The 14,354-nt window shown below is 32.0% G+C and carries 13 protein-coding genes; 10 read left to right on the top strand and 3 right to left on the bottom strand.

All coding sequences use genetic code 11. The annotated features are described in order from the left end of the window. Positions 1-16 precede the first annotated feature (16 nt). Entirely contained in the window at positions 17-1,960 is a 1,944-nt protein-coding gene (gene isdB, locus IDG64_RS03925) for a heme uptake protein IsdB (RefSeq protein WP_001041601.1), read from the bottom strand. A gap of 202 nt (positions 1,961-2,162) precedes the next feature. Then, positions 2,163-3,215, bottom strand: a complete 1,053-nt coding sequence (gene isdA / locus IDG64_RS03930; RefSeq protein ID WP_000160859.1) for an LPXTG-anchored heme-scavenging protein IsdA — start codon at positions 3,213-3,215, stop codon at positions 2,163-2,165. A gap of 208 nt (positions 3,216-3,423) precedes the next feature. On the opposite strand from isdA, the gene isdC reads away from it, so the two are divergent. The 10 genes from isdC (at position 3,424) to pheT (ending at position 13,139) form a co-directional block, all read left to right on the top strand. Beyond that, entirely contained in the window at positions 3,424-4,107 is a 684-nt protein-coding gene (gene isdC, locus IDG64_RS03935) for a heme uptake protein IsdC (protein WP_000789822.1), read from the top strand. After that, positions 4,107-5,183 carry an iron-regulated surface determinant protein IsdD gene (gene isdD / locus IDG64_RS03940; protein WP_001246684.1) on the top strand — a complete coding sequence of 359 codons (1,077 nt, stop codon included), beginning with the start codon at positions 4,107-4,109 and terminating at the stop codon, positions 5,181-5,183. The genes isdC and isdD overlap by 1 nt, the downstream gene beginning before the upstream one ends. Continuing rightward, positions 5,180-6,058, top strand: a complete 879-nt coding sequence (isdE, locus tag IDG64_RS03945) for a heme ABC transporter substrate-binding protein IsdE (RefSeq protein ID WP_001220199.1) — start codon at positions 5,180-5,182, stop codon at positions 6,056-6,058. The genes isdD and isdE overlap by 4 nt, the downstream gene beginning before the upstream one ends. 12 nt (positions 6,059-6,070) lie before the next feature. Continuing rightward, on the top strand, positions 6,071-7,036 hold the full coding sequence (isdF, locus tag IDG64_RS03950; protein ID WP_000594541.1) for a hemin ABC transporter permease protein IsdF: 966 nt from the start codon (positions 6,071-6,073) through the stop codon (positions 7,034-7,036). A 61-nt stretch (positions 7,037-7,097) separates the two neighbouring features. Beyond that, a complete protein-coding gene (gene srtB / locus IDG64_RS03955) occupies positions 7,098-7,832 on the top strand; it encodes a class B sortase (protein ID WP_001242411.1) in 735 nt (244 codons plus the stop codon). Between the two features lie 18 nt (positions 7,833-7,850). Beyond that, positions 7,851-8,174: a staphylobilin-forming heme oxygenase IsdG gene (gene isdG, locus IDG64_RS03960; RefSeq protein ID WP_000670950.1), complete on the top strand. Its 324-nt coding sequence runs from the start codon at positions 7,851-7,853 to the stop codon at positions 8,172-8,174. 36 nt (positions 8,175-8,210) lie between these two features. Continuing rightward, positions 8,211-8,318 (top strand): hypothetical protein, encoded by a 108-nt coding sequence (locus IDG64_RS03965; RefSeq protein WP_001788617.1) that lies wholly within the window; start codon positions 8,211-8,213, stop codon positions 8,316-8,318. A gap of 239 nt (positions 8,319-8,557) precedes the next feature. Further along, on the top strand, positions 8,558-9,298 hold the full coding sequence (locus IDG64_RS03970) for a TrmH family RNA methyltransferase (RefSeq protein ID WP_000435384.1): 741 nt from the start codon (positions 8,558-8,560) through the stop codon (positions 9,296-9,298). 380 nt (positions 9,299-9,678) lie between these two features. Further along, positions 9,679-10,737: a phenylalanine--tRNA ligase subunit alpha gene (gene pheS, locus IDG64_RS03975; RefSeq protein WP_000003566.1), complete on the top strand. Its 1,059-nt coding sequence runs from the start codon at positions 9,679-9,681 to the stop codon at positions 10,735-10,737. Further along, positions 10,737-13,139, top strand: a complete 2,403-nt coding sequence (pheT, locus tag IDG64_RS03980) for a phenylalanine--tRNA ligase subunit beta (RefSeq protein WP_000909002.1) — start codon at positions 10,737-10,739, stop codon at positions 13,137-13,139. Before pheS ends, pheT begins: the two co-directional genes overlap by 1 nt. 234 nt (positions 13,140-13,373) lie before the next feature. On the opposite strand, the gene rnhC is transcribed toward pheT, so the two are convergent. After that, positions 13,374-14,312: a ribonuclease HIII gene (gene rnhC, locus IDG64_RS03985; protein WP_001284260.1), complete on the bottom strand. Its 939-nt coding sequence runs from the start codon at positions 14,310-14,312 to the stop codon at positions 13,374-13,376. Positions 14,313-14,354 lie beyond the last annotated feature (42 nt).

Consider the following 14,354-nt stretch of genomic DNA (forward strand, 5'->3'; position numbering starts at 1 on the left):
ATATAAAGACGATTAATTAGTTTTTACGTTTTCTAGGTAATACGAATGCAACGATGCTACTTAAAGCTAATAATGCCATTAATGGTAATGTCATATCTTTATTTGATTCTTCACCAGTTTGTGGTAATGATTTTGCTTTATTTTCTTGTGTGTTTTTATTGTTTTGGCTTTGAGTGTGTCCATCATTTGTGTTTTTAATGTTTGCTTTTTGTAATGGAGCACTATCTTTTGCTTCTCTAGAACCTGCTGAAGTTTGAACAACATCTTTTGTTGTTTTTGATGAAGCAGTTGTTGGTTTTACAACATTTTGAGTCGTAGATACTACCTTAGTTGGAGTTGTACTACTTGATTCTACTTCACCTTTAGCTGGTTTTGTAGCAGGCGTTTTGTCTTTACCTGACTCACTAGATGCGTCATTTTCTTTTTCAACACTTGGTAATTGTTTATTGTCATCTTTTTGGCTGTCTTGTTTTTGTGATTCTTTTTCAACAGGTGATGGTGTTGGTTTGCTAGGCGTAGCTGGAGTAGCTTCCTTCTTAGCTGAGTTATCTTGTTGTTCTTTTTTGTTAGATTTATCGGTATTGGCTTTTGTAAATGCTTCTTTATCAACGATTCTGACATGGTATTGTCCATCATAATCAATCGTTTTTACGTGAACTTTAACGATAGCATCATATAGAGTTTTACCTTCAACATATGGGAAAATAATTGTTCTAGTATTATTTTTAGCATCTTTGCTTATAGTTCTAACACGTTGACCTTCAACCATGAAATCTTTCCAGTAATCGTCATTAGTAGTTTCCATGACCATATATTTTTTGCCGTTAAGCATACCTGTTTTAATAGGGTGTTTAACAAAAGTATCCATCATAGATTCGTTATTCTCAACACTTTCATAAACAACATATTTTGTATCTTGTAAATCAGTCATTTTTTCATTTGTTGGTTGTACATTTTGGAATTCAGTAATAGCTGATTTCACTTGCTCATCTAAAGCTTTCTTTGTATCCTCTAATTTCTTCTTGTACTCAGCCTTTAATTTTTCAGGAAGTTTATCTTGAATTTTATTTAATTCATAAACTTGTCTTTCTAGTGTTTTCGCTTTTTTATATGGCGCTAATAATTTTTCAGCTTTATAATCTTCTTCAGTTTTGAATTTATCTGCACTGTTATAAATTGGTTGTGCGAATTCCATTAATGTGTAATCGTATTTTTCTTCTTTGTTATTGAAGTGTGTTGAACTAACAATTTTAACAGCTTTTGTTCCATTTGATACAGAGAAGCGAATGTAAGCATAATCTTTAACAGTATCGTATGATACTAATTTAATTGGCAACTTTTTGTCACCTTCATAAACTTCAAATTTTCTCCAAAATTGACCTGATTGTAATCCTAATTCAATTTCTGGTTTTGAATCAGTGAAAATAACTCTAGCAGGTTTAACAGAACTTGCATAATGATAAAACTGTTGAGTTCCATCTTTCTTTTTCATTTCAAAATCAATTGGACGAGAGTTTGGTGCGCTATGATCTTTGTCTTTTATTGCAGGGTTTTTAATCGCTTCTCTAAGTTCCTGATTCAAAATAGGATATGTATTGTTAGTGGCTTTTGCTGCTGGTTTAACTTCTTTTGTTTCCTTAGGGGCTTTAACTTCTTTAACTTCTTTAACTTCTTTAGCTTCTTTTGTTTCAGAAGTAGGGGCCTCAACTTCTTTATTAGATACTGAGACAGCATTAGCTACTGGTTTAGTTTCTGGAGCTTTTTCAGATGTTGTTGTTGGACTTGCAACTGCTTCAGTTTTTGGTTGTGCTTCTGTATTTGTACCACCTGTTTCTTCAGCTGCTTGTGCTTCGCCATTTGACATTAATAATAAAAGTGTACTAATCGCTACAGATGCAACGCCTAGTGATGACTTTCTAATTGAATAAAATGATTTAAATTCTTTTTGCTGTTTGTTCATGTTGTAGAAACAACTCCTAATTGTATATTATCAACTGATAATCATTATCAATTGATTACTTGTATTGTACATTGAAATGGTAGTTAATTGCAACGTTATTTTATAAAAAAATAACCTATGTTATAGATTATGAAATATCTATGACATAGGTTAAATAAAATTTAAAATAAAAAATATATTAAGTTATGAGTGTGACGATGATTTATTTAGATTCTTTTCTTTTGAAAAGTAATAAAGATAATGAACCTAAAAGGGCAAGTGTTGCGAAGGCAACTGTGCTAATAAAGTTATCAACTGAAGTTAAACCAGTTTTTGGTAATTCTTTAGCTTTAGATGCTTGTTTAGGCGTTTCGTTATGTTTTGTAACTTTGTTAGTTTGTTGTGATTTATTATCACTTACAGCTTGATTGTTGCTTTCAGATTTCGCTGTTGCAACATCTTTAACAGGTGTTTGAACTTTATTTTGTTCTTGAGCAGTTTGTGCTGTTTTAACTGTATGAGCAGTTTGTGTTTTAGTTTGATCTTTTGTTGTGTCAGTACTTACAACTTTAGTAGAGTGATTGTCTTCAACTTTGCTTGTTGTAGTTACAGTAGGTTTAACTTTTTCAACTTTAGGTTGAACTGGTTTAGTTTGCTCAGTAGGTGTTTTAGGTTGAGCTGGTTTTGGTTGAACCGGTTTAACATTGTTTGGTTTTGCTGCGTCAGCTAATGTAGGAATTGCTTTTTCAAATTCCAAATGCGTAGTATATCTATGATTGTAATTAATTTGTGGCACGACAATATGTACTTTAGTAGTTAAGCTCTTATATCCAGGTTCAACTGCAACATTGATTGTTCTAGTATCCGCTTTTTTATTATCGTTAACAACAGTTGTTGCTAATTCTTGATTGTTTGCATTGTAAAATTTGTATTCTTTCCAGAATGATGCATTGTTTAACACGGTTTGGAAATAATATTTATTATTTTGTTTAATTACTTTACCAGGGTGTTGCATATAGTCATCCATGTGTGACTTCTCTGAAGAGCCATCTTTTTGCACTTGGAAATTAATTGGTTGTGATGTTGCTTGAGAAACTTGTGTGCTTTGATTATTAGTTGCGTTCGTAGCTTCTGTTGCCGCATTGACTTGTTGGCTGTCTGCGCCTATGTATACAAGGGAACCTAAAATGATAGATGCTGTACCCATTGTAATCTTTTTCATAGCTGATGAACGTTGTTCTGATTGATACTTACTGTTTAAATAATGTTTTGTCATGTTGTTTTCCTCCTAAGGATACAAATTATGTGTTGTTATATGAGATGATTAACCATTGCAATTGATAATGGTTATCAATTATACTAGCACATCTATTTTCGTATAACAATAATAAATTGATTATAAAATAAATATTGACAATGATAATCATTATTATTTATGATTTTACTAAAGACTTAAAAGCAATCATAAAAAGGAGGATTATGTTTTGAAAAATATTTTAAAAGTTTTTAATACAACGATTTTAGCGTTAATTATCATCATCGCGACATTCAGTAATTCTGCAAATGCCGCAGATAGCGGTACTTTGAATTATGAGGTTTACAAATACAATACCAATGACACGTCAATTGCTAATGACTATTTTAATAAACCGGCAAAGTACATTAAGAAAAATGGTAAATTGTATGTTCAAATAACTGTCAACCACAGTCATTGGATTACTGGAATGAGTATCGAAGGACATAAAGAAAATATTATTAGTAAAAACACTGCCAAAGATGAACGCACTTCTGAATTTGAAGTAAGTAAGTTGAACGGTAAAATAGATGGAAAAATTGACGTTTATATCGATGAAAAAGTAAATGGTAAGCCATTCAAATATGACCATCATTACAACATTACATATAAATTTAATGGACCAACTGATGTAGCAGGTGCTAATGCACCAGGTAAAGATGATAAAAATTCTGCTTCAGGTAGTGACAAAGGATCTGATGGAACGACTACTGGTCAAAGTGAATCTAACAGTTCGAATAAAGACAAAGTAGAAAATCCACAAACAAATGCTGGTACACCTGCATATATATATGCAATACCAGTTGCATCCGTAGCATTATTAATCGCAATCACATTGTTTGTTAGAAAAAAATCTAAAGGCAATGTGGAATAATGAGAAATGTTAAACAAATTGCTACAAAATCTATTATAGCTATTATTAGCATAGGTATACTTACTTATACAACAATGATTGGTAGCGTGTTGGCTGATGAGATAAAATATCCATCAGCCAAATTTAATCAACCTGAAGCAAAAGATAAAACAGAATTAACTACATCAATTTTTGATGAAAAGATAAAAGAGAATAAAGCGTTAGAGTTACTAATTTTTAATCAAGAAAATAAAAATGTAACTGAGGAACAACAACTAGTTGACGAAAAGGCGCAATTGATTTCAGATATGACTGGTAAAATTTACTTGCAAGTAAAGCTAAAAGGTCAAATTGATAAAGAACAACTTGTTTTTCAAAATGACAAAAATGAAGAATTTCCATTTGTTATAAAAGATGAAAAGAATGACACAATAGTAAGAATTTTAATTGAACAGCATATGGATAAAATCGATATGCATGTTAAAACATTGGCTGAAAAGAAAGATCTAGATAACAAAGAAATGGTGTATTCTATTCATTTTAAAGAGAAAAAAGTTCAACATGATGATGCAAAAGAAGTGCCTTCAAAACATCAAAATCAAGAAAATAATCAAGATCAGCTTAAAAAAGATATTGATGACAAAAAAGATAGTCAAAAATCAGACATTAAGGAAAGACGTACTAGCCTTTTAACTGAAAAAGGATTAAATGATATTCCTGTACAAAAAGATAAAGTGCAACAAGACAGTAATAAAAAGATTGAAAATGAGCGACCTAAAGCATCAGGTACATTAAAAGTTGAAAATAGCCCTCCAACAGTAAAAAAGGTTGAAAATAATCACAAAGAGCAACCGAAACATAAAGATGAAAAATCAAAAAAGGAAAAGAAAAAAGTAGTTGAAAAAGAAAAAGCGTTACCAGCTTTTAATAGAGATGATGATAGCAAGAATAATAGTCAATTATCTAGTGATATTAAAGAACTTGATGAACCAAATCATAAAAAGCAATATATTTTATTTGCAGCTGGCATTGTGTTAGCAACTATTTTACTTATTTCGGCACATTTATACAGCAGAAAGAGAGGTAACCAAGTTTGAGAATCATAAAGTATTTAACCATTTTAGTGATAAGCGTCGTTATCTTAACCAGCTGTCAATCTTCCAGTTCTCAAGAATCAACTAAATCCGGCGAATTCAGAATCGTACCAACAACTGTTGCATTGACAATGACATTGGACAAATTGGATTTACCAATTGTCGGCAAACCCACGTCATATAAGACATTGCCTAATCGTTATAAAGATGTACCGGAAATTGGTCAACCAATGGAGCCGAATGTTGAAGCTGTTAAAAAGTTAAAACCAACACATGTTTTGAGTGTGTCAACGATTAAAGATGAAATGCAACCATTTTACAAACAATTAAATATGAAAGGCTACTTTTATGATTTTGATAGTTTAAAAGGGATGCAAAAGTCGATTACACAATTAGGTGATCAATTTAATCGTAAAGCACAAGCAAAAGAATTAAATGACCATTTAAATTCTGTAAAGCAAAAAATTGAAAATAAAGCAGCTAAACAAAAGAAACATCCCAAAGTATTAATATTAATGGGTGTACCGGGTAGCTATTTAGTAGCAACTGATAAATCATATATTGGTGATTTAGTTAAAATAGCAGGTGGAGAAAATGTTATTAAAGTGAAAGATCGTCAATATATTTCGTCTAATACTGAAAATTTGTTGAATATCAATCCAGATATTATTTTAAGATTACCACACGGAATGCCTGAAGAAGTTAAGAAAATGTTTCAAAAAGAATTTAAACAGAATGATATTTGGAAACATTTTAAAGCTGTGAAAAATAATCATGTTTATGACTTAGAGGAAGTGCCATTCGGTATTACAGCAAATGTTGATGCTGATAAGGCAATGACTCAATTATATGATTTATTTTATAAGGATAAAAAATAGTGAGCTGATATGATGATAAAAAATAAAAAGAAACTACTATTTTTATGTTTGTTAGTCATTTTAATCGCAACTGCTTATATTTCGTTTGTAACCGGTACAATTAAATTGTCATTTAATGACCTAATTACAAAATTTACAACTGGTAGCAATGAAGCAGTGGATTCAATCATTGATTTGCGATTGCCACGTATATTAATTGCATTAATGGTTGGCGCAATGTTAGCAGTTTCTGGAGCATTATTACAAGCAGCACTACAAAATCCTTTGGCAGAGGCGAATATCATTGGCGTTTCTTCAGGTGCACTTATAATGAGAGCACTTTGTATGTTGTTTATTCCACAATTGTACTTTTACTTACCATTATTAAGTTTTATTGGAGGTTTAATACCATTTTTAATAATTATATTGTTGCATTCTAAATTTAGATTCAATGCTGTAAGTATGATATTAGTAGGTGTTGCGTTATTCGTATTATTAAATGGTGTTTTAGAAATTTTAACTCAAAACCCTTTAATGAAAATTCCTCAAGGCTTAACAATGAAAATATGGAGCGACGTATACATATTAGCAGTATCAGCATTATTGGGATTAATATTAACATTACTATTGTCCCCTAAATTGAATTTACTAAATTTAGACGACATACAAGCGCGAAGTATCGGTTTTAATATTGATCGTTACAGATGGTTAACAGGTTTATTAGCAGTATTTTTAGCAAGTGCAACTGTTGCGATTGTTGGACAACTAGCCTTTTTAGGTATTATTGTGCCACATGTGGTTAGAAAGCTAGTTGGGGGCAATTACAGAGTACTTATTCCGTTTTCTACAGTTATTGGTGCATGGCTATTGTTAGTGGCTGATTTATTAGGACGAGTGATACAGCCTCCTTTAGAAATTCCAGCCAATGCTATTTTAATGATTGTCGGTGGTCCAATGCTAATTTACTTAATTTGTCAAAGTCAACGAAATCGAATCTAAAACGGTACAACAACTGGTTTAGTGATGACTGAAGAAACGTCGTTAATAAAAGAGGATTTTTATGAGAATGAAGCGATTTTTAACTATTGTACAAATTTTATTGGTTGTAATTATTATCATTTTTGGTTACAAAATTGTTCAAACATATATTGAAGACAAGCAAGAACGCGCAAATTATGAGAAATTACAACAAAAATTTCAAATGCTGATGAGCAAACATCAAGCACATGTGAGACCACAATTTGAATCACTTGAAAAAATAAATAAAGACATTGTTGGATGGATAAAATTATCAGAAACATCATTAAATTATCCAGTACTACAAGGTAAGACAAATCACGATTATTTAAATTTGGATTTTGAGCGAGAACATCGACGTAAAGGTAGTATTTTTATGGATTTTAGAAATGAATTGAAGAATTTAAATCATAATACTATTTTATACGGGCACCATGTCGGTGATAATACGATGTTTGATGTGTTAGAAGATTATTTAAAGCAATCGTTTTATGAAAAACACAAGATAATTGAATTTGACAATAAATATGGTAAATATCAATTGCAAGTATTTAGTGCATATAAAACTACTACTAAAGATAATTACATACGTACAGATTTTGAAAATGATCAAGATTATCAACAATTTTTATATGAGACAAAACGTAAATCTGTAATTAATTCAGATGTTAATGTAACGGTAAAAGATAAAATAATGACTTTATCAACCTGCGAAGATGCATATAGTGAAACAACGAAAAGAATTGTTGTTGTCGCAAAAATAATTAAGGTAAGTTAAACAGAAAAGAGGATAATTATGAAATTTATGGCAGAAAATAGGCTGACGTTAACAAAAGGAACAGCAAAAGATATTATAGAACGATTTTATACGAGACATGGGATTGAAACATTAGAAGGCTTTGATGGCATGTTTGTTACACAAACTTTAGAACAAGAAGATTTTGATGAAGTGAAAATTTTAACAGTTTGGAAATCAAAGCAAGCTTTTACGGATTGGTTAAAATCTGATGTCTTTAAAGCAGCGCATAAACATGTTAGAAGTAAAAATGAAGATGAAAGTAGCCCGATTATCAATAACAAAGTAATTACATATGATATAGGCTATAGTTACATGAAATAATTGAATTTAAAGAGGTTGCAGTACTTGTTATGACAATTGGTATTGTTAGCTTTTGTAACGACCATACATGATACCGATGATGGTCGTTTTTTTAATGAACACAAACATGCTAACAACAAATTGCTAAAACATAGTTTGATTTGAATGTGCTTTGAAAATAATCATCAATTATATCATTTTGATTTATTTTGAAGAAGAAAAGAATTAATAATGATATTTTGGGGCGTATGATTTATAGTAGTAGTATCGATAAAAGAAATTTATGCAATTTGAAATATTATGAGTGATAAAAGCGATTAATTAATATTAACTATACAATCAAATGTTTTCATCTTATTAATGATTAATATTTTTATTTTTAAAAATAAAGCGAGGAGCTATCAATGGAACAAATTACTTCTGCACAAAATAATAGAATTAAACAAGCGAACAAGCTAAAAAAGAAACGTGAGAGGGATAAAACTGGATTAGCTTTAATTGAAGGTGTGCATTTAATTGAAGAAGCTTATCAAAGTGGAATTGTAATTACACAATTATTTGCAATTGAACCGGTAAGATTAGATCAGCAAATTATCGCATACGCGCAAGAAGTTTTTGAAATAAACATGAAAGTTGCTGAATCTTTATCAGGTACAGTGACACCACAAGGGTTTTTCGCAATCATTGAGAAGCCGCATTATGATATTTCTAAAGCACAACAAGTATTGCTCATCGATCGTGTTCAAGATCCTGGAAATTTAGGCACATTAATTAGAACTGCGGATGCAGCTGGAATGGATGCTGTAATAATGGAGAAGGGTACGACAGATCCTTATCAAGATAAAGTGTTGCGAGCGAGTCAAGGTAGTGTTTTCCATTTGCCAGTTATGACACAAGATCTCGATACGTTTATTACTCAATTTAATGGTCCTGTTTATGGTACAGCACTTGAAAACGCAGTGGCATACAAAGAAGTTACTTCAAGTGATTCTTTTGCATTACTATTAGGTAATGAGGGAGAAGGTGTTAATCCTGAATTATTAGCACATACTACACAAAATTTAATCATACCTATTTATGGTAAAGCTGAAAGTTTAAATGTAGCGATTGCAGGTAGTATTTTACTTTATCATTTGAAAGGTTGACCGTGTTGAAAGTTTTCCGATATAATTATAATTAATTGTTTAACAGAACATTTCTACGTGATTGCATACACAATTGAATATAAACCAATAAAAAGGCATGGACATTTATATAAATAATTGTTTTAGGGAGAATAATCGTGACTGCAAGTTATTCCAATTATTTAAAGTCTTTTCACCTTTTTGGTTACTTAAAGAGATTTAAGTCGGAAAGACAATCCGTTATCAATATTAAACAAGTGTATGCTTAGGCATAAATTTGGGTGGTACCACGGAAATGACTTTCGTCCCTTATTTTTTAAGAGGATGAAAGTCTTTTTTTAGTTAAACAACAAATATGATAAATATAAAATGAATAGTTCGAATAGGGAGGTCAGTGACATATGTCTGAACAACAAACAATGTCAGAGTTAAAACAACAAGCGCTTGTAGATATTAATGAAGCAAATGATGAACGTGCACTGCAAGAAGTTAAAGTGAAATACTTAGGTAAAAAAGGGTCAGTTAGCGGACTAATGAAATTGATGAAGGATTTGCCGAATGAAGAGAAACCTGCGTTTGGTCAAAAAGTGAATGAATTGCGTCAAACAATTCAAAATGAATTAGATGAAAGACAACAGATGTTAGTTAAAGAAAAATTAAATAAGCAATTGGCTGAAGAAACAATTGATGTATCATTACCAGGTCGTCATATTGAAATCGGTTCAAAGCATCCATTAACACGTACAATAGAAGAAATTGAAGACTTATTCTTAGGTTTAGGTTATGAAATTGTGAATGGATATGAAGTTGAACAAGATCATTATAACTTCGAAATGCTGAATTTACCTAAATCACACCCTGCACGTGATATGCAAGATAGTTTCTATATTACGGATGAAATTTTATTACGTACGCATACATCACCAGTGCAGGCACGTACGATGGAATCACGTCATGGTCAAGGTCCAGTTAAAATTATTTGCCCTGGTAAAGTGTATCGTCGTGACTCTGATGATGCGACACATAGTCATCAATTTACACAAATCGAAGGATTAGTTGTTGATAAAAACGTTAAAATGAGTGATTTGAAAGGCACTTTAGAATTGTTAGCTAAGAAATTATTTGGTGCTGATCGTGAAATTCGTTTACGTCCAAGTTACTTCCCATTCACTGAACCTTCTGTAGAAGTTGATGTGTCATGTTTTAAATGTAAAGGAAAAGGTTGTAATGTGTGTAAACACACAGGATGGATTGAAATTTTAGGTGCTGGAATGGTACATCCTAATGTATTAGAAATGGCTGGTTTTGATTCTTCAGAGTACTCTGGATTTGCATTTGGTATGGGACCAGACCGTATTGCAATGTTGAAATATGGTATAGAAGATATTCGTCATTTCTATACTAATGATGTGAGATTTTTAGATCAATTTAAAGCGGTAGAAGATAGAGGTGACATGTAATGTTGATATCAAATGAATGGTTGAAAGAATATGTAACAATCGATGATTCTGTAAGTAATTTGGCAGAACGTATTACGCGCACAGGTATTGAAGTGGATGATTTAATTGACTACACAAAAGATATCAAAAATTTAGTTGTCGGCTTCGTTAAGTCAAAAGAGAAACATCCTGATGCTGATAAATTAAATGTTTGCCAAGTTGATATCGGAGAAGACGAACCTGTACAAATCGTTTGTGGTGCACCGAACGTTGATGCAGGACAATATGTCATTGTTGCTAAAGTAGGTGGCAGATTGCCTGGTGGTATTAAAATTAAGCGTGCCAAATTACGCGGTGAACGTTCAGAAGGTATGATTTGTTCGTTACAAGAAATTGGTATTTCAAGTAATTATGTACCGAAAAGTTTTGAATCAGGCATTTATGTTTATAGTGAATCCCAAGTTCCAGGAACAGATGCCTTACAAGCTTTATATTTAGATGATCAAGTAATGGAATTTGATTTAACGCCGAATCGTGCAGATGCTTTAAGTATGATAGGTACTGCTTATGAAGTTGCAGCATTATATAATACAAAAATGACTAAGCCAGAGACAACATCAAATGAGCTTGAGTTATCTGCAAATGATGAATTGACTGTGACAATTGAAAATGAAGATAAAGTACCATATTATAGTGCACGTGTTGTTCACGACGTGACAATTGAACCCTCGCCAATTTGGATGCAAGCACGCTTAATAAAAGCGGGTATACGTCCTATTAATAATGTTGTTGACATTTCAAATTATGTGTTATTAGAATACGGTCAACCATTGCACATGTTTGATCAAGATGCGATTGGTTCACAACAAATTGTTGTTCGTCAAGCTAATGAAGGTGAAAAAATGACAACATTAGATGATACAGAACGTGAATTATTAACGAGCGATATTGTCATTACTAATGGACAAACTCCAATTGCATTAGCTGGTGTTATGGGTGGCGATTTTTCAGAAGTTAAAGAACAAACATCAAATATAGTGATTGAAGGTGCTATTTTTGATCCAGTTTCAATTCGTCATACATCAAGACGTTTAAATTTACGCAGTGAATCATCTAGTCGTTTTGAAAAAGGAATAGCTACTGAATTTGTAGATGAAGCAGTCGACCGTGCATGTTATTTATTACAAACTTATGCAAACGGAAAAGTGCTAAAAGATAGAGTGTCTTCAGGAGAGCTTGGTGCATTTATTACACCAATCGACATCACTGCTGATAAAATTAATCGCACTATTGGATTTGATTTGTCACAAAATGATATTGTTACTATTTTTAATCAACTAGGGTTTGATACAGAAATAAATGATGATGATATTACAGTGCAAGTACCATCACGTCGTAAAGATATTACAATTAAAGAAGATTTAATTGAAGAAGTTGCACGTATATATGGTTACGACGATATTCCATCAACGTTACCTGTCTTCGAAAAAGTTACTAGTGGTCAGCTAACTGATCGCCAATATAAAACTAGAATGGTTAAAGAAGTGTTAGAAGGTGCTGGATTAGATCAAGCTATTACGTATTCGTTAGTTTCTAAAGAGGATGCTACTGCATTTTCGATGCAACAGCGTCAAACAATTGATTTATTGATGCCAATGAGTGAAGCGCATGCGTCATTACGTCAAAGTTTATTACCACATTTAATCGAAGCGGCATCATATAATGTGGCACGCAAAAATAAAGATGTAAAATTATTTGAAATCGGCAATGTCTTCTTTGCTAATGGAGAAGGTGAACTACCAGATCAAGTTGAATATTTAAGTGGTATTTTAACTGGAGATTATGTAGTCAATCAATGGCAAGGTAAGAAAGAAACGGTTGATTTCTATTTAGCAAAAGGTGTCGTGGATCGAGTATCTGAAAAGTTAAACCTTGAATTTAGTTATCGTCGTGCTGATATTGATCGATTACATCCAGGTCGTACTGCTGAAATCTTATTAGAGAATAAAGTTGTTGGTTTTATTGGTGAATTACATCCAACATTAGCAGCTGATAATGATTTAAAACGTACGTATGTTTTTGAGTTGAATTTTGATGCATTAATGGCTGTGTCGGTAGGTTACATTAATTACCAGCCAATTCCGAGATTCCCAGGCATGTCTCGTGACATTGCATTAGAAGTAGATCAAAATATTCCAGCAGCTGATTTATTATCAACGATTCATGCACACGGTGGCAATATATTAAAAGATACACTTGTCTTTGATGTATATCAGGGCGAACATTTAGAAAAAGGTAAAAAATCAATTGCAATACGTTTAAATTATTTAGACACAGAAGAAACATTGACAGATGAGCGCGTTTCAAAAGTACAAGCGGAAATTGAAGTAGCATTAATTGAACAAGGTGCTGTTATTAGATAATGATTTAAACCCCATGTATAAGGATATCTGAAGTAGATTGATATCCTTAACATGGGGTTTTATTTTTGGATTCACCTATTAGGTTCCAATTCATTTAAAAAGTCAAAGAGGAACAGCGGAATACAGATGATGCTTCGCACAACTGCATATAAAGTCATACTTATGAGCAAAGCAAATTAGTATGACTTACCTAATAGGATTTCCTATTAGGATCCAATTTATAATGATTAAAAATCAAAGAGGCTTTAAAATTTTTTGGGCTTTTTCACGATTTTTAAAATGCTTTTTTGAAATGGTATCTAAACGTGAAAGACCGTATTTTTTTATAATTTTGGCGGCGATTACATCGACTTTAGCACCGGCACCTTTAGGAATCGTCATATTAATATTTTTTGATATTTGATCCATATATGTAACAAATGCGTATCGAGAAATTATGCTTGCCACTGCAATGGCTAATGACTTCGATTCTCCTTTTGTTTCAAATTTTGTTTTCTTTGGAAGTGGTATATCGGATAATGCGTAATGGTTATACACTTCGCGTTTTGCGAACTGATCAATGACGATATAGTCTAATTGAGACGAATCAATTTTTTCAAGTACATTTTTGATGGCTTCATTATGAAGAACAGCTTTCATTTTTACTTGAGTCCAGCCTTTTGCTTGCTGAATATTATATTTTTCATTGTGTAGTGTTAATAGTGAATGTGGGATGAAAGTAACCAATTGCTCAGCAAGTTCTACAATTTTGGTATCGGTTAATTTTTTTGAGTCATCTACACCCAAAGTTTTTAAAATAGGGACATGCTCTTTGGTAACGAAAGCAGCACACACAGTCAACGGACCAAAGTAATCGCCACTTCCAGCTTCATCACTACCAATACAGTTAAATTGATCATACATTAAAGTTTGTTCAAGAAAAGAATTAGCCATATTTTTCTTTTTAGTTTTATTAGTATTCAATTGAGAATGCTGCGGTAGAAGTTCTTCAGACACAGCTTCTGCATGATTACCCTGAAACATGACTTTACCTGATTGGTAAATATTTACAGTTGTATTTTGATACTTTGCACGTGCTTTCATACCTTGAGGTAAATTCTCAGTATCAAAAGAAATGCGTGACATTAATGTCGTTATGTCTTTATCCGACAATTTAAAAACGATATTCGCCATTTGTGTAAATCCTTTCATATAATTTCATTATCATTAGCAAAA

It is taken from the genome of Staphylococcus sp. EG-SA-15 (genome assembly GCF_017151895.1).
GTDB classification, from domain to species: domain Bacteria; phylum Bacillota; class Bacilli; order Staphylococcales; family Staphylococcaceae; genus Staphylococcus; species Staphylococcus aureus.